Genomic DNA, 23,358 nt, shown 5'->3' on the forward strand with positions numbered 1-23,358 from the left:
CGAGGGAGTGCCGCCTTGCCCGGTGAGAATCTGTCCCGCGACGAGGCCCGGGAACGGGCCGCCCTGCTCTCCGTGGACGGCTACGACGTCTCCCTCGACGTCCGCTCCGCCGTCGGCGACGAGACCGTGGACGGACCGCGGACCTTCCGGTCCGTGACCACGATCCGCTTCCGTTGCGGCGAGCCCGGCGCGTCGAGCTTCGCGGACCTGATCGCGCCGAGCGTGACCGCCGTCTCCCTCAACGGCAAGGACCTCGACCCGGGCGAGGTCTTCGACGGCTCCCGGATCGCCCTGGAGGACCTGGCCGCCGAGAACGAGCTGGTCGTCGACGCGCAGTGCGCGTACTCCCGGACCGGTGAGGGCCTGCACCGCTTCGTCGACCCGGAGGACGGCGAGGTCTACCTCTACACCCAGTACGAGCCGGCCGACTCCCGCCGCGTCTTCGCGAACTTCGAGCAGCCGGACCTCAAGGCGCCGTTCCGCTTCGAGGTCCGGGCACCCGAGGAGTGGACGGTCTGGAGCAACGGCGTCGGCGAACTCACCGACGGCGTCTGGCGGTTCGCGGAGACCAAGCCGATCTCGACGTACATCACGTGCGTGGTGGCGGGCCCCTACCACTACGTCACGGACGCGTACTCCCGGGTCCTGGACGACGGCACGAGCCTGGAGATCCCCCTCGGCGCCATGTGCCGCAAGGGCCTGGCCCCCTACTTCGACGCCGACGACGTCTTCCTCGTCACCAAACAGGGCCTGGACTTCTTCCACGACCACTTCGACTACCCGTACCCCTTCGGGAAGTACGACCAGGCGTTCGTCCCCGAGTACAACCTCGGCGCGATGGAGAACCCGGGTCTGGTGACCTTCCGCGAGGAGTTCATCTTCCGCGGCAAGGTCACGCAGACGTCCTACGAGGGCCGGGCGAACGTCATCCTGCACGAGATGGCGCACATGTGGTTCGGCGACCTCGTCACCATGGAGTGGTGGGACGACCTGTGGCTCAAGGAGTCCTTCGCCGACTTCATGGGCGCCTTCGCCCTGGTCGGCGCGACCCGCTTCAAGGACGGCTGGATCACCTTCGCCAACCGCCGCAAGGCCTGGGCCTACCGCGCCGACCAGCTTCCCTCCACCCACCCCGTCACGGCCGACATCCGTGACCTCCAGGACGCCAAGCTGAACTTCGACGGCATCACGTACGCCAAGGGCGCGTCGGTGCTGAAGCAGCTGGTGGCGTACGTCGGGCAGGACGCGTTCCTCGAAGGCGCACGGCGCTACTTCAAGCGGCACGCGTACGGCAACACGCGCCTCGTGGACCTGCTGTCGGTCCTGGCGGAGACCAGCGGCCGGGACATGGGCGCGTGGTCGCGGGCGTGGCTGCAGACGGCCGGGGTCAACTCGCTGACCCCGCAGGTGCTGCTGGCCCCGGACGGCCGGGTGGACGAGCTGGCGGTGCTGCAGGAGGCGGCGGAGTCGCACCCCGAGCTGCGCCCGCACCGGGTGGCGGTGGGCCTGTACCGGCGTTCCGCGTCCGGGGCGCCGGAGCGGTACGCCCGCGCCGAAGTGGACGTCGAGGGCCCGCGCACGGTCGTGACGGACCTGGCCGGTTCCGAGGCACCCGACCTGGTCCTGGTCAACGACGACGACCTGACGTACTGCAAGATCCGCTTCGACGAGACCTCGCTGGAGACCCTGAAGGGTCACCTGGGGGACATCACCGATCCGCTCGCCCGGGCCCTGTGCTGGTCGGCGCTGTGGAACATGACGCGGGACGCGCTGCTGCCGGCGCGGGACTTCGTGGAGCTGGTGCTGCGCTTCGCGGGCCGCGAGTCCGGCATCGGCGTCCTGCAGATGCTGCACGCGTGGGCCAACTCGGCGCTGGTCAACTACGTGGCGCCGAACTGGCGGGAGACGGGCGGCCGGCTGCTCGCGGAGGGCGCGCTGCGGGAACTGCGGTCCGCGGAGGCGGGCAGCCAGCACCAGCTGGCGTGGGCGCGGTTCTTCGCGACGGTGGCGTCCGGCGCGGACGACATGGGGCTGCTGCGCGGCCTGCTCGACGGCACGGCCCGGATCGACGGGCTGGAGGTCGACCAGGAGCTGCGCTGGGCGTTCCTGCAGCCGCTGGCCGCGCACGGGTTCGCGGACGAGAGGGTGCTGGCCGCCGAACTGGTCCGCGACAACACGGCGTCCGGCAAGCGCCACCAGGTCCGCTGCCTCGCCGCCCGACCGTCGGCGGCGGTCAAGGCGCAGGCGTGGGCGCAGCTCGTGGAGTCCGACGCCCTCTCGAACGCCCTGGTCGAGGCGACCATCGCGGGCTTCGCCCAGCCGTCCCAGCGGGAGCTGCTCGCGCCGTACGCCGAGAAGTACTTCGCGGCGATCGAGCGGGTGTGGTCGGAGCGCTCCATCCAGATCGCCATGCACGTGGTCGAGGGTCTGTTCCCGGCCCTCCAGCACTCGCGGCAGACCCTGGACGCGACGGACGCGTGGCTGGCGGCCCACGAGGACGCGGCACCGGCGCTGCGAAGGCTGGTGCTGGAGGCGCGGGACGACCTGGCGCGGGGGCTGCGCGGACAGGCGTGCGACGCGAAAGCGGCGGGCTGACGATCTCCGGCCCGCGACGGGGCATTCCGTGACCGTTACGGAATTCGGGCAAGAGGAGCCGTAACCCCTGGTCCCACCCGAATGGACCAGGGGTTTTCCCTGTCTGCTCGGCATCCGAACATCCGTCCTTTAGTTCTGCCTTGTCCGGATTTGTCGACGAGCGTGTAACAGCGGTTAAGAGCCCGGCGGATCGCGGGAATCTGCACGCCATGAACCACAACACCCCGCTGCCGCCGGTCCCGCCGCTCTCCCCCCGCCCGCTGCGCCATCTCTCCGAGGTGCACCGCCGCGTCCTGACGGCAGCTCAGCTCCGCTCGCACGGCGTCACACCGGGCGAGGCGACCGAGCAGTGCCGCCCCGGCGGTCCCTGGCAGCAACCGCTCCCCGGCGTCTTCCTGCTCCACCCCGGCCCGCCGACCAGCGAGGAGCGGCTGCACGCGGTGCTGATGTACGCGGCGAAGGAACGAGTGGTGGGCGTCCCGGCCCAGCCGGGGGCGGCGGAACCGCACCGGCAGGTGTACCCGGACGCGATGATCACCGGCCTGGCGGCGCTGACGCTGCACGGCTTCTCCGCCACGCCGCCGCTGACGGCCCTGGACCGCATCGACGTCCTCGTCCCGCGCCTGCGCCGACTGCGCTCGACGGGCTGCGCCCGCATCGTCCGTACGGCTTCCCTGCCCGCCCCGGAACAGGTCACCGGTCTGCCGGTCGCGCCGGTCCCGCGCGCCCTCGCCGACGCGGTGACCGAACTGACGGACGCGGACGCCGTATGCCGGCTGCTGACCGAGGCGGTGCGCGGTGGCCACTGCGAACCGGCTTCGGTGGTACGGGAGTTGAACAACGCCAAGCTGCTGAGCCGCCCGCACGTGGTGGACGCCGTGGACTCCCTCCTCGCGGAGGGCCAGGCGATCGCGGAGGACCGCCTGTACAGGATGGTGCGGGAGTACGGCCTTCCCGACCCGGTCTGGAACGTGGACCTGCGTCTGCCCGGCGGCCCTCACCTCGGCGGCCTGGACGCGTACTGGCCCGAGCAGGCGGTGGCGGTGGAACTGGACACCCGCGCCCCCCGCCAGGGCCATCGCCAGGACGACGACGCCCTCTGGTCCGAATACGCCCGCAAGCGTGAGCACCTGGAACGGCTCGGCATCACGGTCGTCCACATCACCCCGAGGAAGCTGCGCGACGCCAGGGAGCAGCAGGCCGCGGTGGTCCGCACCGCCCTGATGGCATCCGGCGACCGCGACCCGGCCGCGTATGTCGTGGTGCTGCCGCGGTAGCGACCGGCCGGGGGCAACACCAGGAGGGGAGAGGAGGGGCCGACGGGGCTGCACCCGGCGGCCCCTCCTCAGGTGTTGCCGACGGTCACCTGCGGCTACTTGCCGCAGTACTCCGCCTCCACCACCGCATCGCTGTCCCCCGACCAGTCCCCGTTGAAGTTGAAGGCGAGGGCGTGGCGGCCGTTCGCGGTGGTCGTCGCCTCCGACGACGAGCCGTGGATGCCGCCGCCGTGGCCCCAGACGTGGACGCCGCAGCTGAGCTCGCGGTCGATGAGGCCGAGGCCGTAGCGGGCGTTCGGGATGCCCTCTGCCCGCACCGTGGTCTTCATGGCCTTCAGCTGCTCGGCGGGGAGCAGGCGGCCGCGCAGCAGGGCCGCGTAGAAGCGGTTCAGGTCGGTCGAGTCGGAGATCATGTCGCCGGAGCCGTAGGCCAGGGAGGGGTTCAGTTCGGTGACGTCGTACGTCGGGCCGGTCGTCGTCTCGGCCAGCTTGCCGTAGGCGCGGCTGCTGGGCTGCGGGAGGGTGGGACGCGTGCCGGGCACCGAGGTGGCGCGCAGGCGCAAGGGCTCGGTGATGCGCTCGCGGACCTCCGCCCCGTACGGGCGGCCGGTGACGCTCTCGATCACCAGCGCGGCCAGGGTGTAGTTGGTGTTGGAGTAGCTCCAGGACGTGCCCGGCGCGAAGTTCGGCTTGTGGGCCATGGCGAGCGCGACCAAGTCCTCGGGCGCCTTCTGGTCGTAGCGGTGCTTGAAGAAGCCGTCCTTGAGGAAGTACGTCCGGATCAGCTCTTCGTCGTCCGTGTAGTTGAAGATGCCGCTGGTGTGGTTGAGGAGCTGGCGGATCGTGATCTGGCGGCCGTCGTGGCCGTTGCCGTGGACCAGGCCCGGCAGCCACGTGTCCACCTTGTCGTCCAGCGACAGCTCTCCCTCCGCCTCCAGTTGGAGCAGCACCGTGGCGACGAAGGTCTTGGTGATGCTGCCCACCCGGTAGTGGTCGTGCGGGGAACGCGGCTTCTGCGTCTTGAGGTTGCCCACGCCCGCGGTCGCCGACCAGGTTCCGTGCACGTCCTTCGCCGTGGCCGTCACGCCGGGCACGCCGTCGGTCACCGCGGCCTCGATCGCCTCGCGGGTCGCGTCGTGCCGACCACCGGTGCCGGCGGGTGCCGCGGCGATCGCGGGGGCTGCCAGGGCTGCCGTGAGGGCCACTGCCGTCGCCGCCACCAGGGTCGTCCGAACGATCATGTCTCTCTCCCCGTTGTCGTCGTTCCGCTCGCCGTCGCTTCGTCGCTTCGTCGAGCGGTGTCGGGGGGACAGACCCGGCGGGATACGCCGAGGTTGAGGCCGGCCTGGGCGGTTGAGCCGGTTTCAGCCCTTGTTCAGCACCAGCTCCGTGTTCCGGTCCTTCGACTCCCCGGCCAGGTCCGTCCGGGCGCCCGGCGCGTTGTAGGAGAGCTCGCGGTAGAGGGCGGCCAGGCCGGTCTGGGAGAGGTCGGTGAAGTCGGTGCGGTGGGGGGCGGTGGACTCGATGCAGGTGGTGAAGAGGGAGAGGGTGCCGTCCTTGTTGTCCACCAGCTCGATGACGCGGGCCAGCTGGGGGTAGTCGACGTGGGAGGCGGTGGAGATCTCCCAGAAGGAGCGGCCGTCGGGGGCGGAGTGCGGGGTGATGTCGTTGCGGTGGATGTGCCCGTTCACCCACGCGAGGACGTTGGCGTGACTGCCGAGGAGGGCGACGACCTCCTGGCCGGTGTGCCGCCGCTCGCCGGGACGGGCCGGGTCGGGGCGGGTGTTGGTCATCGACGTGCTGGTGTGGTGGCTGAAGACGACCGCGTACGCGTCCTTGTTGTCGCGCAGTGTCTTGTCCAGCCACTTCAGCTGGGCCGTCCCGATGGAGCCGTTGTAGTGGCCGCCCGCGTCGGTGGTGTCGAGGCTGATGCCGATGACGTCGTCGGCGATGCGGAAGCTGTAGTACTGGGTGCCCGCGTCGACGTTGGCGGAGGAGTAGCCGTGGCCGACCGGGCCGACTCCGCGGTAGGCCGGGTCGAGGTGGGCCTTGAGGTAGTCGGTGGCCGTGTAGGGGGCGCGCTTCTCGTCCGGCGTGACCGAGCGCATGTCACGGGTGTGCGCCTTGAGGAAGTCGCGGAACGCGGTCCCCTTGGGGTCCTTGGCGTTCTTGATGGCGTCCTGGAGCTTCTTCGCCTCGGACACGGACAGGCTCATCAGCTTCTTGCCGCCGATGGCGTACTCGGCGAGCCAGGAGTCGCCGTGTCCGTAGCAGCCGAGCGGCAGGGAGTCGTGGTTGCCGACGGTGGAGTACCAGGGCAGGTTGAGGCCGGGGCTGTTCAACTCCCGTACGGCGGCGGCCAGGAAGCCCTCCAGCTGGGGGAAGCCGAGCTGCTTGTCGGTGTCGCGCACGCTCGTGTCGGGCTGCCAGTACTGCTTGAGGCCGCTGTTCTGGACGCCCTCGTAGCGGCGCGGGTCACCGGAGTTCGGGGTGATCCGGCCGCCGCTCATGACGGTCAGGAACCACTCCAGCTCGGTCCTCGCATTGTTGTCCGTGTTGTCGCCGGTCGTCATCGCGAAGTGCAGCGGGGCGCCGGTGACGGGGGCGCCCCGCAGCGCGTTGACCCGCTCCACGAGCGAGACCGCGCCGTGCACGGTCAGCGCCTCGTGCGGCCGCCAGGCGTGGACGTCCGCGGAGCGCAGGTACTCGAGGCGCATGGGGTGCTGGGCGTCGATCAGGTGCAGGTCGGTGAGCTGCACGAACGCGGCGAGGGTGGTCCGGCGCCCGGCCCGGCCGGACTTCGGCGCGGCGAGCTCGGTCCGCAGCCGCCGCTTCCAGCCGGGCCCGTCGCCGAGGCGCCGGTAGCCGGAGCTCGTCCGCGGGGCGGCGACGGAGGCGAGCGTGGTGCCGCGGGTGTACGGCGCGAGGGGCGCCGCGGGTGCCCTGCGGGACTGGGCGATGGGCGCCCCTTCGGCGGCGGTGCCGGCGGCGTTGGTGGCGGCCCGGCTGTCGGTGGGCCGCAGGGCGTAGCCGACGCCCGCGGAAACGGTCGCGGCCGCGGTGGCGGCGAGGACGGTACGGCGGTTGACCCCCAGCGTGGAGCTGGCGACAGAGCGTGTGCGCGACATGGCGCGATCTCCCCGAGTGCGAACTGCGTCGGCAGTGGTCGCGGGTGATCGCTGCCAGGCGCTGACGCGAACTTCCCGCTCACTCCGGATCGTTGGCACTGGGGATGACCTGCGCGTGAACGAGGCCGCAACGCGCAACGCCGATCACCGTACGTGGATCTTGGACTACCCTGCGCGTCCATGACCCGCTCCCGGGCGGCCGGGAGCGGGTCACTCAGCGTTCATCTCGCGGGGTAGTGAACCTATTCCTCGGGGCTGCCCGTGGCGATCTGTCCGGTCACCCTCTCCTGCCGCTCCAGCCACCATGCGACTCCGATGTCGACCAGCCGCACCCGGTTCAGGCCCGGTACGGCGTCCAGGTCGTGCCAGGCCGCCATGTCGGTGGAGCCGCCGATCTCGTAGCGGAGTTCACCGCCGGTGATCCGGGCCCCGTAGAGGAGCCGGACGCCGTGGTGGTCGACGCTCCGGCCGAAGCGGCCGGGGAGGACCCGGCGGGACGAGTCCACGCCGAGCAGGCCGGTGACCTCGATGCGGTATCCGGTCTCCTCGGTCACCTCCCGCAGGACGGTGTCGTGGGGGTCCTCGCCGTGTTCCATGCCGCCGCCGGGCAGGACCCACTCGGGCGGGCCGCCGTCCGGTGCCGGGGAGCGGGAGAGCAGGAGTTGTCCGTCACGGACACATATGGCGTAGGCCGCCACCCTCAACTTCCTTCGCATCGAGGGACGTTACCCAGGGACGACAAGCACTTACCCCCAGAAGTACACCCCTTGGGGGACTTGCCCCCATTCATCGCCCATCTCCCCAAATGACATCGGGGGTTTTCCCCATGCGCCCATATCGATTCGGTCAACTCTCCCTAAACATCCTTCCCATGCGTAAAGCTGTGCGATCGTCCGGGATCGCATTCCGGACGATCGCGACCAGGACCGATCCGTCCCGGTCGCCACCCGCTCGTTCCTTTACCTACAAGGGATGCCGATGACCCTCACCCCCCAGCTCGAACCGATATCCGGCGCGAGACGCGTGGCCCGGATAGCCGTGGCCGCCGGTCTGGTGGCCGCGCTCTCCGCGGCGGGGCCGATACCCATGGCCCTCGCCGACGCCGAGGCTCCCGTCGCGGCCGACCCGGGCGTGAAGTCCGCGCACGACAAGCTCGGCTCCGACGACGCCGACCTCCTCGCCGAGGCCAAGGCCGACGGCGACAAGACCGTCACGATGATGGTCGCGACCGCGCCCGGGCAGACCGAGAAGGTCGCCGAGCAGCTCGACTCGGTCCAGGGCGGCCTGGTCGGCCGGACCTTCGACAAGCTCGGCTACGTCCGCGCGACGGTCCCCACCGGCAAGGCGGACGCGGCCATCGCCGCCGCCGCCAAGCTGTCCTCGGTGCACGGCATCGACCTGCGGCAGGACATCCCGCTGGACGACCCGACCCCGAGCGCGGACACCGCCAAGGGCGCCGCGGGCAAGGGCTCGGCCGCCTACTCGGCGCCGAACAAGAACACCCCCGCCGAGAACCCGTACAACCCGTCCTTCGAGACGGGCGCCGTCGACTTCGTGGACGACCACCCGAAGGCGGACGGCCGGGGTGTCACCATCGGCGTCCTCGACTCGGGTGTGGACCTCTCCCACCCTGCACTGCAGAAGACCACCACCGGTGAGCGGAAGATCGTCGACTGGGTGACGTCGACCGACCCGGTCGCCGACGGCGACGGCTCGTGGCGCCGGATGCTCGCCCCGGTGGCCGGCCCGGCGTTCTCCGCGACCCCCGCCGGCGGTGCCGCCGAGGCGTTCACCGCGCCGGCCGGCTCGTACAAGTTCAACTACTTCTACGAGTCCGTGACCGCGGGCGGCGACCAGCTGGGCGACGTCAACCGCGACGGCGACACCACCGACGCCTGGGGCGTGCTGTACGACGCCGCGGCCGGCACGGTCCGCGTCGACCTCGACGACGACCACGACTTCGCCGACGAGCAGCCGATGAAGCCGTACAAGGACGGCTACCAGATCGGCTACTTCGGCACGGACAACCCGGCGACCGAGGTCGCCGAGCGCATCCCGTTCGTCGTCGAGATCCGCAAGGACGTCGTCTACAACGCCTCCGGCGCCAAGGCCGACTACGTCAACATGGGCATGATCTCCAGCGAGCACGGCACCCACGTGGCCGGTATCACCGCCGCGAACGGCCTGTTCGGCGGCGAGATGAACGGTGCCGCGCCGGGCGCGAAGATCGTCTCGTCCCGTGCCTGCCTGTTCGGCCCGAGCTGCACGAACGTCGCGCTCACCGAGGGCATGATCGACCTGGTCGTCAACCGCGGCGTCGACATCGTCAACATGTCGATCGGCGGCCTGCCGGCGCTCAACGACGGCAACAACGCGCGCGCCGAGCTGTACACGCGCCTCATCGACACCTACGGCGTCCAGCTGGTGATCTCGGCCGGCAACTCCGGCCCCGGCGCCAACACGATCGGCGACCCCGGCCTGGCCGACAAGGTCATCTCGGTCGGCGCGTCCATCTCCAAGAAGACCTGGGCCGCCAACTACGGCTCGGTCGTGGAGAAGAAGTACGCCATGATGCCGTTCTCCTCGCGCGGTCCGCGTGAGGAAGGCGGCTTCACGCCGACCCTGGTCGCCCCGGGTGCCGCCGTCAACACCATCCAGACCTGGCTGCCGGGCGCCCCGATCGCCGAGGCGGGCTACGCCCTGCCGGCCGGCTACGGCATGCTCCAGGGCACCTCGATGGCGTCCCCGCAGGCCGCGGGCGCGTCCGCGCTGCTGCTGAGCGCCGCCAAGGCGAAGAAGATCGCCCTCACCCCCGCCACCCTGCGCACCGCGCTCACCTCGACCGCCGACCACATCAGTGGGGTGCAGGCGTACGAGGAGGGGGCAGGACTCATCAACATCCCGGACGCCTGGGACTCGATCCTCGACGGCGCCACCGCGCACGACTACACGGTCAAGGCCCCGGTCGACACCGCGATCGACCAGTTCCTGAAGACCCCGGGCTTCGGCTCGGGTCTGTACGACCGTGAGGGCGGCCTCAAGGCCGGCCAGAAGAAGACGTACGACGTCACGATCACCCGTACGTCCGGCGCCGACAAGGCGATCCGCCACGAGCTGCACTTCGAGAACAACACGGCCGGCACCTTCAAGATCGTCGGCTCCGACGAGGTGAAGCTGCCGCTCAACCAGCCGGTGACCGTCAAGGTCCAGGCCGCGCCGGGCTCCGCGGGTCTCAAGAGCGCGATCCTCGAGGTCGACGACCCGAAGACCGAGGGCACCGACAAGCTGGTCATGACGACGGTCGTGGTCTCCGCGCCGCTCGCGCACACCTACTCGGCGTCGAACACGGTCCAGCGCAACAGCACCCGGTCCTACTTCGTGACCGTGCCCGCGGGCGCCAAGTCGCTGGAGGTCGCGATCGGCGGGCTGAAGGACAAGAGCCAGACCCGGTTCATCGCCATCCACCCGTACGGCGTCCCGGTCGACACCACCAGCACCCCGAACTGCTACAACAACTACCTCGACGGCAACGGCTGCAGGCCCGACGTGCGTTCGTACGCCGACCCGGTGGCGGGTGTCTGGGAGATCGAGGTCGAGTCGCGCCGTACGTCGCCGCTGCTCGACAACCCGTACAAGCTGGACGTCGCCGTCCTCGGCGCGGTCTTCGACCCGGAGACCGTGACCGTGCCCGAGGCCAAGGTCGGCACCCCGGCCGTCGCCTCCTGGAAGGTGACGAACAACCTCGCCGCCGTCGACGGCAAGCTGGCCGGCGGTCCGCTCGGATCGGCCAAGTCGGCCCGCCCGACGATCGCCGAGGGCGAGACGCACACCACCACGGTCACGGTGCCCGCGGGCGCCAAGTCCCTTGACGTCGCCATCGGCAACGTCTCCGACGCCGCCGCCGACCTCGACCTCGTCGTGTACGACGCGGCGGGCAAGGAGGCGGGCAGCTCGGCCGACGGTGACTCGGAGGAGTCCGTGTCCGTGGCCGACCCGGCCGCCGGCACCTACACCATCGAGGTCATCGGCTACGCGATCCCGGCCGGCACCACCGCGTACGACTACCAGGACGTGTTCTTCTCCGCCGCCCTCGGCAGTGTCAGCGTCGACGGCTCGACGCCGGTGAAGCTCGGCACGGGCGACTCCACCACGGTCTCCGGCAGCGTCACCGCCGCCGCGGCCGCCCCGGAGGGCCGTGAGTTCTTCGGACAGGTCCAGCTGGTCAACGCGCGCGGCACGGTCGCGGGCGCCGGCAGCGTGAAGATCGAGAAGGTGACGCCGTAGTCGGTGCGGCTCACGCCGTAGTCGTCTCGGCTGTCAGGGCGGGCGTTCGTCGGAGTACCGGCGGGCGCCCGCCCTTCGTCATGCGCAGGGCAGCCCGCGCGACTCGGCCGCCGAGACGGTGAGCCGGGCCCGGTCGCGGGCGATCTGCTTCTCGCCGACGAGCCAGTACTCGGGTTGGCGCTCGCCGTTCGGGACGGCGAAGAGCACCTGGTCGCCCTCGCGGAGACCGGGGACGACGTTCCCGTCGATCACGTAGGTGAGCTCCTTCTTGTCGTCCGCGCCCGGCTTCTCCGGCTTGTAGTAGCGCGTCACGTCGATGGTGACGCGGAAGGACTCGGTACCGGGGAGCCGCTCCACGCTCGTGGCCCTGCCCTCGGCGATCAGGCGGGAGCAGGCGAAGTAGTGCGGGCCGCCGAAGACGGAGCCGGCGTCGGAATCCTCCTTGGAGGCCGCGCTGTCACTGCTCGCCCCGGCGTCCATGCCGCCCCCGGCCTGCGCCAGCAGCCACGCCATGCCCGACAGCAGAGCCGCGGCGCACGCCACCGCGAGGCCGCCGAAAGCGAGGTTGAGCGTCGTACGGCGCCGGGGGCGGGACCGCCGTACGGGAACGGGCACGGGAGCCTCGGTGGGCGTGGGGGGGTCGGCGAGTGTCCGTCCGATGATGCCCAACTGCTCGCGCAGCAGTGCGAGATCGGCCTCGGCGGAACGGTGTTCGGCCATGAAGGCGGCATCCGCGCGGGCGGCGTCGGACAGCGGCTCGTCGGTCAGGGCGGCCATCAGAGCGTCCATGCCGGCCCGTCCGTCGTGTTCGGCGGTCACGTCACACCACCTCGTCCTCGTGCAGGCGGGCGCGCAGGGCCCGTACCGCCGTGTGCAGCCGGCTCTTCACCGTGCCCTCGGGGATGCCGAGCTCCTCGGCGATCCCGCGCACCGGGAGGTCGGCGTAGAACCGCAGGACGAGGACCTGACGCTGGGCGTCGGGCAGCTCGTCCAGTCCCTGGGCGACGGCGAGGGAGAGCAGGCTGGTGTCCTCGCCGGAGGTCTGGTCGGCCTGGCGCAGGGAGGCCAGGCGTTCCCCGACGCGTTCCTGGCGGCGCTTGGCCCGGTGCCAGTCCATGGCCAGGTTGGAGGCGACGACCGCCGCCCACGCGGACAGGTCACGCGGCGCCTCGTCCCCCCGCGCCGCGCGTTCCAGCAACCGCAGGCGGACCTGCTGCACCCCGTCCGGCAGGTCCGCCTGCGGTACACCGCCGAGCGCGAGCACCGCCCGCACCCGGCGTTCCTGAGCAGGGTCCAGCGGGTCGTCCAGCACGTCGTGCGTGCCGTCCCCCTGACCACGGCGGCCCTTTCTGCGCAGCACAGCGCCCCCTCTTCTCGCCGCGTTTCCTCTATGACGCCGCCGGGGGCCGAAACGTTCGACCCCTTTTCGCGGCGTACCGCAGAGGCGTACGTCACACCTTCGCGTGCTGCGGGGCACGGCGGGCAGGGGTGGGGCAGCACAGCTTGCGGTGCGGGGACGCTGCCGGACGAATTTCTGCAGCTCAGCGGGGTCGGGCGTGGAGAACCGCGGCCGGACCCCAGACCCGACGCGTCCCATTCCTCGGGCACGCCGCTCAAAGAAGTGGACACGCGGACCGGGACTGACCGCATGATGGAAACACCTCAGCCATGCAGCAGGCACATGTACGTCACGCAGAGAGCACGCAGAAGGAGTCGTCGTGAGGGTCGGAATCGTCGGAGCCACCGGTCAGGTCGGCACGGTCATGCGCAGGATCCTCACGGAGCGGAACTTCCCCGTGACCGAGCTGCGCCTGTTCGCCTCGGCCCGTTCCGCGGGGACGGTCCTGGACGGCGTGACGGTGGAGGACGCGACGACCGCCGACTTCACCGGGCTGGACATCGTGCTGTTCTCCGCGGGCGGCTCGACCTCCAAGGCGCTGGCCGAGAAGGTCGCCTCGCAGGGCGCGGTAGTGATCGACAACTCCTCCGCGTGGCGTCGCGACCCGGACGTACCGCTCGTGGTGTCCGAGGTGAACCCGCACGCGATCGCCAACCGCCCCAAGGGCATCATCGCCAACCCGAACTGCACGACGATGGCCGCGATGCCGGTCCTGAAGCCGCTGCACGCCGAGGCGGGCCTCGAAGCGCTGGTCGTCGCCACCTACCAGGCGGTCTCCGGTTCCGGCCTGGCCGGCGTGGACGAGCTGTTCGAGCAGGTCAAGAAGGTCGGCGAGGACGCGCCGAAGCTGACGCACGACGGCTCGGCGGCCGAGTTCCCCGCGCCGAACAAGTACGTCGCCCCGATCGCGTACAACGTTCTCCCGCTGGCGGGCTCCATCGTCGACGACGGCCTGAACGAGACCGACGAGGAGCAGAAGCTCCGCCACGAGTCCCGCAAGATCCTGGAGATCCCCGAGCTCAAGGTCTCCGGCACCTGCGTCCGCGTCCCCGTCTTCACGGGCCACTCCCTCCAGGTCAACGCCCGCTTCGCCCGCCCCCTCACCGTGGAGCGCGCCAAGGAGCTCCTGGGCGGCGCCCCCGGCGTCGCGGTCACCGAGGTCCCGACCCCCCTCCAGGCGGCCGGCCAGGACCCGTCGTTCGTCGGCCGCATCCGCCGGGACGAGACGGTCGACAACGGCCTGGCGTTCTTCGTCTCCAACGACAACCTCCGCAAGGGTGCCGCGCTGAACGCGGTACAGATCGCGGAGCTGGTGGCGGCCGAGCTCAAGGGCTGACGCCTCTTCGTACGAAGCAGGGGCGCCCACCGATGCCGGTGGGCGCCCCTTCGCGTGCTCGGAGAGCCAGATGCCGCCGCAGCGCCGCGTCGATCTCGGTCGTGCGTTGCCGAGGCACGGAACCGATCGGCCGCAGCAGCCGCTCGGGAGCGAGCGCGCGTACTCGCTCGCACTGCACCTCGTGCGCGATGTGCTCCTGCACACCGCGGCCCGACCTGCCTCATGCCTACGGCTCGGCACCCGCTCCGGGGTGGTCGGAGCAGGGACCGAGCCGTGTGGCCGACCTCGCGTCAGACGGTATTCGGCGGAAACCCGTGATGCGCACCACCGCGGACGAAGACCCGCCATGCCTCCATGGCGCCGGAGCAGTCGGGGAACGCCACCAGCCGGAAGGCGGGCGCCCAGCTCACGATGAGTTCACCCGCGTCATCCACGGTCACGCCCTCCACGGAGGGCCGCAGCTGTCCGAGGATTCCGTTGAGCGTGGTGGCACGAGCGTCGAAGACCGTGCGGAATTCGTCGAAGGCCCGCGCTCCCGCACCCTTCTGCGGGTACCGCATGTCAGCTGACCCCAGGACGATCTTCCCGTCGTGCACGATCCGGAACGGACACTGCACATGAGCCATGACCGTCTCGCCATGAGGGCCGTCGAACTCGACGACGCCCATGTCCACGGCCCTGCCGACGGAGCGGACGACCGCACCGGTCAGGATCCGGGCGGTCCCGTGGGTCCATGCCTCAGCAACCACCGAGCACTCCTCTTGGCATGCGGCGAGCAGCCGTACGCCAGATCGCGGTTCGTCGGCGCACGTCACCTCAGCCCATTGGATCCTTGCTCACCCATACATCAAACGAACACCGGCCTCACCGAACAGGGTTACTGCGGCATCGACCAATTCTTCACGCCGCCCACGAAACCCTGCACCCTCGTGTCACACGCCCTCAGAGGACGGGCGATCATCCGGCGTCTTGGTGCACCTCGTAGAGGAAGCATCCGTATTCGACGGCCCGGACGTGGACGAGCGCCACGGCCGGGTCGTCGAACGCTTCCGCGAAGGCCGCCTCGAAGTCGTCGGGGTGCTCCGCCAGTCGCCCGCCCAGGATGTGCCCCTCGGCCGAGTACCGGCGGACCGTGCGGTGGGCATTGGTGAAGGGGAGGTTGTCCCCGTCCGGTCCCGCGCACTGCTCCGCATGGATGAAGACGGGGCCCTGTTCGTCGTACGCCCCCGGATCGGTCCCCGTCTCCGCCGCCCAGCGGCGCAGCGGGGCGTACGAGACCAGGGCGATCCGCTCCCCCGGCTCGCTGCGGCGCAGGCAGCAGCGGAGCGGGGCGCCTCCCTCGTGGTCGGTCATGGGAACCATCTCGCGTCCCCGGTCGTCAGCAGAGCGCAGCTCCTTCAGGACCACCGGAGAGACGGGTCGTGCGGTGTACGTCGTCATGTCCCCAGACTCACGCGCATCCACCCTGCCCACCGGCGGGAAACGGACATCGCGTTCCGTGCAGGCCCGTGGAAGGATGGCGCAACCCACACATAACGAGGAGATGACCGCGTGCCTGGCACAAACCTGACTCGCGAAGAGGCGCAGCAGCGGGCGAAGCTGCTCACCGTTGACTCGTACGAGATCGATCTCGACCTCTCCGGCGCGCAGGAGGGCGGTACCTACAGGTCCGTGACCACGGTGCGCTTCGATGTCGCGGAGGGCGGCACGGAGTCCTTCATCGACCTGGTCGCGCCGGCCGTCCACGAGGTCACCCTCAACGGCGACCAACTCGACCCCGGAGAGCTCTTCGCGGACTCGCGGATCGCGCTGCCGGGACTGCTGGAGGGCCGCAACATCCTCCGGGTCGTCGCCGACTGCGCGTACACCAACACCGGTGAGGGCCTGCACCGGTTCGTCGATCCCGTCGACAACCAGGCCTACCTCTATACCCAGTTCGAGGTGCCGGACGCGCGCAGGGTGTTCGCGAGCTTCGAGCAGCCGGACCTCAAGGCCACCTTCCAGTTCACCGTGAAGGCGCCGGAGGGTTGGACGGTCGTCTCCAACTCGCCCACCCCGGAGCCGAAGGACAGCGTCTGGATCTTCGAGCCGACGCCGCGCATCTCGTCGTACATCACCGCGCTGATCGTCGGCCCGTACCACTCGGTGCACAGTGTGTACGAGAAGGACGGACAGACCGTCCCGCTCGGCATCTACTGCCGTCCCTCGCTGGCCGAGCACCTCGACTCGGACGCCATCTTCGAGGTGACCCGGCAGGGCTTCGACTGGTTCCAGGAGAAGTTCGACTACGCGTACCCCTTCAAGAAGTACGACCAGCTGTTCGTGCCGGAGTTCAACGCGGGCGCGATGGAGAACGCGGGCGCGGTGACCATCCGCGACCAGTACGTCTTCCGGTCGAAGGTGACGGACGCGGCGTACGAGACGCGCGCCGAGACGATCCTGCACGAGCTGGCCCACATGTGGTTCGGCGACCTGGTCACCATGGAGTGGTGGAACGACCTGTGGCTGAACGAGTCGTTCGCCACGTACACCTCCATCGCCTGCCAGGCGCACGCGCCGGACAGCCGGTGGCCGCACTCCTGGACCACCTTCGCCAACTCCATGAAGACGTGGGCCTACCGGCAGGACCAGCTGCCCTCCACGCACCCGATCATGGCCGAGATCCGCGACCTGGACGACGTGCTCGTCAACTTCGACGGCATCACGTACGCCAAGGGCGCGTCCGTACTGAAGCAGCTCGTCGCGTACGTCGGCATGGACGAGTTCTTCGCGGGCGTGCAGGCGTACTTCAAGCGGCACGCGTTCGGCAACACCCGCCTGTCCGACCTGCTCGGCGCGCTGGAGGAGACCTCCGGCCGTGACCTCGGGACCTGGTCGGAGAAGTGGCTCCAGACCGCCGGCATCAACATCCTGCGCCCGCAGATCGAGACGGACGCGAACGGTGTCGTCACGTCCTTCGCGATCCGCCAGGAGGCCCCCGCGCTGCCCGCCGGCGCGAAGGGCGAGCCGACGCTGCGCCCGCACCGCATCGCGGTCGGCCTGTACGACCTCGACGAGGACAGCGGCAAGCTGGTGCGCGACGAGCGCGTCGAGCTGGACGTCGACGGCGAACTGACCGCCGTACCGCAGCTGGTGGGCAAGCGCCGGCCCGCGGTGATCCTCCTGAACGACGACGACCTGTCGTACGCGAAGGTCCGCCTCGACGAGCAGTCGCTCGCCTTCGTCACCGAGCACCTCGGCGACTTCGAGTCGTCCCTCCCCCGCGCGCTGTGCTGGGCGTCGGCGTGGGACATGACCCGGGACGCCGAGCTCCCGACCCGCGACTACCTGTCCCTGGTCCTGTCGGGCATCGGCAAGGAGTCGGACATCGGCGTGGTGCAGTCGCTGCACCGCCAGGTGAAGCTGGCGATCGAGCTGTACGCCGACCCGGCCGCCCGCGAGGCCCTGCTGACCCGCTGGACGGACGCCACGCTCGCGCACCTGCGCGCGGCGGCGCCGGGCAGCGACCACCAGCTGGCGTGGGCGCGCGCGTTCGCCGCGACCGCCCGCACGCCGGAGCAGCTGGACCTCCTCGACGCCCTCCTGGAGGGCACGCAGACGATCGAGGGCCTGGCCGTCGACACGGAGCTGCGCTGGGCGCTGGTGCAGCGGCTGGCCGCGGTGGGCCGCTTCGACGAGGCGGAGATCGCGGGCGAGTACGAGCGCGACAAGACGGCCGCCGGCGAGCGCCACGCGGCCACCGCCCGGGCCGCCCGCCCGACGCCGGAGGCCAAGGCGGAGGCGTGGGCGTCGGTCATCGATTCCGACAAGCTCCCGAACGCCGTGCAGGAGGCCGTCATCGGCGGCTTCGTCCAGACGGGTCAGCGCGAGCTGCTGGCCCCCTACACGGACAAGTACTTCGAGGTGCTCAAGGACATCTGGGAGTCCCGTTCGCACGAGATGGCCCAGCAGATCGCGGTCGGCCTCTACCCGACGATCCAGGTCTCCGAGGAGACGCTGCGCAAGACGGACGAGTGGCTTGCCTCGGCGGAGCCCAACGCGTCCCTGCGCAGGCTCGTCTCGGAGTCCCGCGCGGGTGTGGAGCGCGCCCTGAAGGCTCAGGCGGCGGACGCGGCGGCCGAGCAGTAGCCGCTGTCCCGACGACGACGGGGGCGTCCGGTGTGAACCGGGCGCCCCCTTTCGCGGGCCGCAGCCGAACAGCTCGCCTCTACCGTCGCAGGGCCGGGCCCTGACCTGTCAGGTCCATCGAGTCCTTTCGAGCAGCCTCTGCGGGCAGACTGAACGACCGGGCGGGCGGTGCGGGCCTGCTGTCCGTGCGCTGCCCGAGCTGCCCCGCGACCGTCGCCCCGAACGCCAGCGTCATGCCCGCCAGCTGTAGCGGCGTGAGCGCCTGCCCGAGGGCCGCCCAGCCGACCACCGCGGCGGTCAGTGGCGACAGCGGGCCGAGGAAGGTGACCTGGGTGGCGGTGAGCCTGCCGATGCCGCGGAACCAGAGCCAGTACGCGACCGCCGTGTTCGCCAGCGCCAGGTAGAGGTAGCCCCCGAGCGCCCGGCCGTCCAGTGCGGGCGGGGCGCCTTCGACGAGAAGGGCGAGCGGGGCGATGAGCAGGCCGCCCGCGGTGAGCTGCCAGGCGGTGAGCGCGAGCGGACCGACGCCGTCCGGGCGGCCCCACCGCTTGGTCAGTACGGTGCCCGCGGACATGGAGGCGGTGGAGGCGAGGGCGGCGAGCACACCCACGGTGTCGAGTGCCCCGGCGGCCTTCAGGACGACCAGGCTCACCCCGGACGCGGCGACGAACCCGGTGATCACGCTGCGGGCCGTCGGGCGCTGCCCCAGCAGCAGCGCCGAGAGACCCACGACGAACAGCGGTCCGATCGATCCGACGACCGCCGCCATACCGCCCGGCATCCGGTACGCCGACAGGAACAGCAGCGGGAAGAACGCCCCGATGTTCAGCGCCCCGAGCACCGTCGCCTTCCCCCACCAGGCGCCGCGCGGCAGCACCCGGGCAAGGGCCAGCAGGACCAGGCCGGCGGGCAGGGCGCGCATGAGGCCGGTGAACAGGGGGCGGTCGGCCGGCAGGAACTCGGTGGTGACGGCGTAGGTGGTGCCCCAGGAGACGGGGGCCAGGGCGGTGAGCAGGACGGTCGCGGGCCGCTTCATGACCGGCACCCTTCTCGGAAGATAGCTTGATGGAAAGTAGCTTAGCGCTAAGCCACTTACAGTCAAGCCACTTTCTTGCGGGCGACCTGAACCGGGCGGATACTCACCGCATGAGTGCACAGCGCAAGGACCCGGTCGACGCGATCGTCGAGCAGTGGACCTCGGTCCGGCCCGACCTCGACACCGCCGCCATGGAGGTCTTCGGCCGGATCTACCGGCTCTCACGCGCGATGGGCGACCGCACGGAGAAGGCGTACGCGTCCCTCGGCATCGGCCGCGGCGAGTTCGACGTCCTGGCGACCCTGCGCCGGTCCGGGGAGCCGTACACCCTCTCCCCGCGCCAGCTCTCCGCGACGCTGATGCTCACCACCGGCGGCATGACCGGCCGCCTGGACAAACTGGAGCGGGCGGGTCTGCTGCGCCGCTCCCCCGACCCGCACGACCGCCGGGGCCTGCAGGTGACCCTGACGGAGAAGGGGCTGAAGCTCGTCGACGAGGCGGTGGGCGCGGGCCTCGCCGTCCAGACGGAGGCCCTGAAATCCGCCCTGAACGGCGAACAGGCCGACCAACTGGCCGACCTGCTGCGGGAGTTGCTGGCGGGGACCGAGACGTCCTAGAACCGCGCCCGGAGCGGGTTCAGCCCACCCAGGCCACGAGGGCCGACTCGACCGTCGCCGGCTCGGCGCTGTCGGCCGCCCGGGCCAGGTATCCGTCGGGGCGAAGGGCGGGCAGCCCGATCGCGTTCCGTCCAGGCCACGTATCCGTCGGGGCGAAGGGCGGGCAGCCCGATCGCGTTCCGTCCAGGCCACGTATCCGTCGGGGCGAAGGACGGGCAGCCCGATCGCGTTCCGCACGACGCCGCGCATGCCGTCGGCGCCGACGACGTACGCGGCGCAGTTCCTCTGTCACTCCGGCGGCGGTGCGGACCTCGACGGTCACGCCGTCCGCGTCCTCGGTCAGTTGGGTGGCTCTGTCTCCAACGGGACTCCGGCCCCGCCTCGACGGCCCGCCCGCTTCAGCACCTGATCCAGCTCGTTCTCTGCGACCGGTTCAGGAGCCGTGGCCTGGCCGGCGCCGACGGTGCAGCGGGGTCTGACGGTGCCCGGCCCCTGACGTGGGGTCGCCGGAAACGCACCCAGGGCGCCGGCCTCGCTCACGTACGGCGGATGCGCGTACGTGCTGCGGGCGGCGCCCTGGGAGGAGCACACGGTGAGGGCGGATCAGGCCTTGGAGCCGGCCTTGGCCTTGGTCTTGATGTTGCGGGACGTCACCCGGTGGGCCTCGTGGGACTTGTCCAGGACCATCACCAGGCCGGCGATGACCGCGAACAGAGCGATCGGGGCCACCACGAAGAGGCCCAGCGTCTCGATGACGCTCAGGCCGGTGCCGGGGTCGTCACCGTCGTCGCGGGTCAGCGCGAGCGCGGGGGACGACATGAGCAGCATCATCAGCGTCGTACCGGCAGCCAGGGCGCCGGCGCGCAGGGCGTTCTTCTTCACGGAGCCAAAGTAGCGAACGTCCGAAAGCGGCGCGCGTCCGGGGGTGCGTATGAGGTGCCCTCGGCCGGGGCGGGGGGGCGGGTCGCACCGGCCGGCGGTGCCGCGTGCCGTCCGGCGGGCGGGTGTGCCCGGGCGCGGCCCGGCGGTGCCGCGTGCCGTCGCCGGGGCGAGGGGTGAGGCGCGCGCCCCCGCCGCCCCTTCCCGTCCCGTCTCTGGGGGGGGCTGCCGCCCCCAGACCCACGGTTCGGCCCTGAACGGGCCTCGTCCTCAAACGCCGGACGGGCTGACATCAGCCCCTCCGGCGTGTGAGGAGCGGCGGCGTCAGCCGCTCCCGGGCTGGCGGAGGACGTCCACCAGGGCGTGCAGCCTCGGTGACGCCGCCAGTTCCTCCAGTGTCACCGGCCGCCCCGCCGTGTCCGCGATCGGCAGCCGCCAGTTCGGGTACTGGTCCCACGTGCCCGGCAGGTTCTGCGGGCGGCGGTCGCCGATGGTGTCGGGGAGCCAGATGCCGACCATGCGGGCCGGGGTCTGGAGGAGGTAGCGGTGGACGGCCTGGATCTCGGCCTCCTCCGAGGACGTGTCGATGCCGCCGCCCGACCCCTGCAGGAGGCCCAGCCGGGTGAGCAGGGCGAGCCACTCCGCCGTGTCCGCGGACGCCTCCGCCCGTTCCTCGTCCAGGGGGCGGGTCAACAGGCCGAGGCCGTCGCGGAGTTCGACGTGTTCGCCGGTGAGGCGGGCCGCGGTGGGCGGCAGGTCGTGGGTGGTGGCGGTGGCCAGACAGTCGGCGCGCCACCGGTCGGGGGGCAGGGGGCGGCCGTCGCCGTCCCAGTCGCGCTCGAACCACAGCACCGACGTGCCGAGCACGCCCCGCTCGCGCAGCGTCTCGCGCACGCCGGGTTCCACCGTGCCCAGGTCCTCGCCGATCACCAGCGCCCCGGCGCGGGAGGCCTCCAGGACCAGCACGGCGAGCATCGCCTCGGCGTCGTAGCGGACGTACGTGCCCTCCGTGGGCGGCTCGCCCTGCGGGACCCACCACAGCCGGAACAGGCCCATGACGTGGTCGATGCGCAAGGCGCCGGCGTAACGGAACAGGGCCCTCAACAGGGATCGGAAGGGCGCGTAGCCCGACTCGGCCAGGCGGTCCGGCCTCCAGGGCGGCAGGCCCCAGTCCTGGCCGCGCGCGTTGAAGGCGTCCGGGGGTGCGCCCACCGACATGCCGGACGCGAAGTGATCCTGCTGTGCCCACGCGTCGGCGCCCCCGGGGTGCACCCCGACCGCGAGGTCGTGGACCACACCCACCGGCATTCCCGCCTCCCGGGCCGCGCGCTGGGCGGCTCCGAGCTGGGTGTCGGTGAGCCAGGCGAGGCGGGTGTGGAAATCCACCCGGTCCATCAACTCCCCGCGGGCACGGGCCGTTTCGGCCGAGCGGGGGTCGCGCAGGGCGACCGGCCACCGGTGCCAGTCGGAGCCGTGCACCTCGGCGAGGGCGCACCAGGTGGCGTGGTCCTCCAGGGCCTCGCCCTGTTCGGCGAGGTAGTCGACGTAGGCGGCGCGCCGGCCCGGCCCGAGCGGCACGTCCCGTACGAGTTCCAGCGCCTCCCGCTTGAGCTCCCACACGGCGTCCCGGTCGATCAGGGCGCCCTTCTCCAGCACCGACACCCGCAGCCGTTCCGCCCGCTCCAGCAGGGCCCGCACCCGCTCGCGGTCCGTGACCTGGGCGTACTCGGGGATGTCCTCGACCCGTAGATGGACCGGGTCGGGGAAGCGGCGGGAGGAGGGTCGGTAGGGCGACGGGTCGGTGGGGGCGCCGGGCACGGCCGCGTGCAGCGGGTTGACCTGGACGAATCCGGCGCCGAGCGCGCGGCCGGCCCAGGCGGTCAGTTCGGCGAGGTCGCCGAGGTCGCCCATGCCCCAGGAACGCCGCGAGAGCAGGGAGTAGAGCTGGACGAGGAGGCCGTACGAGCGGCCGGGCGGCGCGGGCAGCCGGGGCGGGGCGACGATCAGGTGGGCGTGGGTGGTGCGGCCGTCCGGGGCGGTGGCGGTCAACCGGTGGACCCCGGGCGGGAGTTGTTCGGCGCCGGCGCGGGTCTCGCCCTGCTCGGTCTCGATGCGCAGGAGGGTGCCGGCCGGGAGGGCGTCGAGGGCGGCGGGCGTGCCACCGCTCCAGCACGCCACGGTCGGCGGCAGCAGCCGCTCGCGCAGTTGCCGTTCCCGGGCGGCGAGGGCGGCCCGGACGGCCGCGGGGCTGCCCGCGTCGACGCCGAGGGCGGCCAGGGCCCGCGTGACGGCGGTGGCCGAGGCCGCGACCGTACGGCCCGGGGACGGGCTGTAGGAGGTCGCGACGCCGTGCAGCGCGGCGAGCCGGGACAGGTCCTCGGTGGGCGGCTCGACCGACCGGGGTGCTGTCATCTAGGGCTCCGCGTGGGCGTCGGACTCGCTGGTCAGGGGGGCGGCGTCGGCGAGCGGCGGCTCGCTGGTGAGGGGTTCGGCGTCCGGCAGCGGCGGTTCGCTGGTGAGGGGGGTGTCGGCGCAGGCTCCCTCCGCGCTGAACACGCAGAAGTGGAAGTCCTGCCGGTCGGATGAGGCGGACGGCTCCGCCTCGGGTTTGGAGGGGGCAGGGAGCAGAAGATATGCCGATGCGACCACGGGGGCCTCCTTGTCGAGGGCGACGATCGG

The 23,358-nt window shown here is 71.5% G+C and carries 18 protein-coding genes; 6 read left to right on the plus strand and 12 right to left on the minus strand.

The window, feature by feature from the left end; all coding sequences use genetic code 11:
- Positions 1-15: 15 nt before the first annotated feature.
- Together pepN (ACFWWR_RS05445) and ACFWWR_RS05450 are read left to right on the plus strand one after the other, a co-directional pair.
- A complete protein-coding gene (pepN, locus tag ACFWWR_RS05445; RefSeq protein ID WP_384302071.1) occupies positions 16-2,595 on the plus strand; it encodes an aminopeptidase N in 2,580 nt (859 codons plus the stop codon).
- A gap of 209 nt (positions 2,596-2,804) precedes the next feature.
- A complete protein-coding gene (locus ACFWWR_RS05450) occupies positions 2,805-3,872 on the plus strand; it encodes a hypothetical protein (protein WP_384302073.1) in 1,068 nt (355 codons plus the stop codon).
- A 95-nt stretch (positions 3,873-3,967) separates the two neighbouring features.
- Here the strand turns inward: ACFWWR_RS05450 and ACFWWR_RS05455 are convergent, their stop codons facing one another.
- The 3 genes from ACFWWR_RS05455 to ACFWWR_RS05465 all read right to left on the minus strand — a co-directional run bounded on the left by ACFWWR_RS05455 (position 3,968) and on the right by ACFWWR_RS05465 (position 7,716).
- Positions 3,968-5,113, minus strand: a complete 1,146-nt coding sequence (locus tag ACFWWR_RS05455) for a serine hydrolase domain-containing protein (protein ID WP_383874480.1) — start codon at positions 5,111-5,113, stop codon at positions 3,968-3,970.
- 123 nt (positions 5,114-5,236) lie between these two features.
- The gene (locus tag ACFWWR_RS05460) at positions 5,237-7,000 is read right to left on the minus strand and encodes a TIGR03767 family metallophosphoesterase (protein WP_383874478.1); all 1,764 of its coding nucleotides are present in this window, start codon (positions 6,998-7,000) and stop codon (positions 5,237-5,239) included.
- A gap of 242 nt (positions 7,001-7,242) precedes the next feature.
- Entirely contained in the window at positions 7,243-7,716 is a 474-nt protein-coding gene (locus ACFWWR_RS05465) for an NUDIX hydrolase (protein WP_383874476.1), read from the minus strand.
- Positions 7,717-7,978: 262 nt separating this feature from the next.
- Between ACFWWR_RS05465 and ACFWWR_RS05470 the strand changes: the two genes are divergently transcribed.
- Positions 7,979-11,284 carry a S8 family serine peptidase gene (locus tag ACFWWR_RS05470; protein ID WP_383874475.1) on the plus strand — a complete coding sequence of 1,102 codons (3,306 nt, stop codon included), beginning with the start codon at positions 7,979-7,981 and terminating at the stop codon, positions 11,282-11,284.
- A 78-nt stretch (positions 11,285-11,362) separates the two neighbouring features.
- Here the strand turns inward: ACFWWR_RS05470 and ACFWWR_RS05475 are convergent, their stop codons facing one another.
- A complete protein-coding gene (locus tag ACFWWR_RS05475) occupies positions 11,363-12,103 on the minus strand; it encodes a hypothetical protein (protein WP_383874473.1) in 741 nt (246 codons plus the stop codon).
- 1 nt (position 12,104) lies between these two features.
- Positions 12,105-12,644: a sigma-70 family RNA polymerase sigma factor gene (locus ACFWWR_RS05480; RefSeq protein ID WP_383874471.1), complete on the minus strand. Its 540-nt coding sequence runs from the start codon at positions 12,642-12,644 to the stop codon at positions 12,105-12,107.
- Positions 12,645-13,002: 358 nt separating this feature from the next.
- On the opposite strand from ACFWWR_RS05480, the gene ACFWWR_RS05485 reads away from it, so the two are divergent.
- Positions 13,003-14,019 carry an aspartate-semialdehyde dehydrogenase gene (locus ACFWWR_RS05485; protein WP_383874469.1) on the plus strand — a complete coding sequence of 339 codons (1,017 nt, stop codon included), beginning with the start codon at positions 13,003-13,005 and terminating at the stop codon, positions 14,017-14,019.
- Here ACFWWR_RS05485 and ACFWWR_RS05490 read toward each other — a convergent pair.
- The 3 genes from ACFWWR_RS05490 to ACFWWR_RS05500 form a co-directional block, all read right to left on the minus strand.
- Positions 14,009-14,221 (minus strand): hypothetical protein, encoded by a 213-nt coding sequence (locus ACFWWR_RS05490; protein ID WP_384302075.1) that lies wholly within the window; start codon positions 14,219-14,221, stop codon positions 14,009-14,011. The genes ACFWWR_RS05485 and ACFWWR_RS05490 overlap by 11 nt on opposite strands.
- An 88-nt stretch (positions 14,222-14,309) precedes the next feature.
- Positions 14,310-14,768, minus strand: a complete 459-nt coding sequence (locus ACFWWR_RS05495; RefSeq protein WP_384302077.1) for a hypothetical protein — start codon at positions 14,766-14,768, stop codon at positions 14,310-14,312.
- A 208-nt stretch (positions 14,769-14,976) separates the two neighbouring features.
- Positions 14,977-15,459, minus strand: coding sequence for a DUF1203 domain-containing protein (locus ACFWWR_RS05500; protein ID WP_384302079.1), 483 nt, complete (start codon positions 15,457-15,459; stop codon positions 14,977-14,979).
- Between the two features lie 111 nt (positions 15,460-15,570).
- On the opposite strand from ACFWWR_RS05500, the gene pepN (ACFWWR_RS05505) reads away from it, so the two are divergent.
- Entirely contained in the window at positions 15,571-18,147 is a 2,577-nt protein-coding gene (gene pepN / locus ACFWWR_RS05505; protein WP_383874464.1) for an aminopeptidase N, read from the plus strand.
- A gap of 79 nt (positions 18,148-18,226) precedes the next feature.
- On the opposite strand, the gene ACFWWR_RS05510 is transcribed toward pepN (ACFWWR_RS05505), so the two are convergent.
- Positions 18,227-19,183, minus strand: a complete 957-nt coding sequence (locus ACFWWR_RS05510) for an EamA family transporter (protein ID WP_383874462.1) — start codon at positions 19,181-19,183, stop codon at positions 18,227-18,229.
- A 110-nt stretch (positions 19,184-19,293) separates the two neighbouring features.
- On the opposite strand from ACFWWR_RS05510, the gene ACFWWR_RS05515 reads away from it, so the two are divergent.
- Positions 19,294-19,800 carry a MarR family winged helix-turn-helix transcriptional regulator gene (locus tag ACFWWR_RS05515; protein WP_383874460.1) on the plus strand — a complete coding sequence of 169 codons (507 nt, stop codon included), beginning with the start codon at positions 19,294-19,296 and terminating at the stop codon, positions 19,798-19,800.
- A 603-nt stretch (positions 19,801-20,403) separates the two neighbouring features.
- Here ACFWWR_RS05515 and ACFWWR_RS05520 read toward each other — a convergent pair.
- From ACFWWR_RS05520 to ACFWWR_RS05530, 3 genes are all read right to left on the minus strand, one after another.
- Positions 20,404-20,631, minus strand: a complete 228-nt coding sequence (locus ACFWWR_RS05520) for a hypothetical protein (RefSeq protein ID WP_383874530.1) — start codon at positions 20,629-20,631, stop codon at positions 20,404-20,406.
- 372 nt (positions 20,632-21,003) lie between these two features.
- A complete protein-coding gene (gene malQ / locus ACFWWR_RS05525) occupies positions 21,004-23,091 on the minus strand; it encodes a 4-alpha-glucanotransferase (RefSeq protein ID WP_383874387.1) in 2,088 nt (695 codons plus the stop codon).
- Positions 23,092-23,328, minus strand: a complete 237-nt coding sequence (locus ACFWWR_RS05530) for a hypothetical protein (RefSeq protein WP_383874389.1) — start codon at positions 23,326-23,328, stop codon at positions 23,092-23,094.
- Positions 23,329-23,358: the final 30 nt, after the last annotated feature.

The organism is Streptomyces sp. NPDC058678 (genome assembly GCF_042714835.1).
GTDB lineage: Bacteria > Actinomycetota > Actinomycetes > Streptomycetales > Streptomycetaceae > Streptomyces.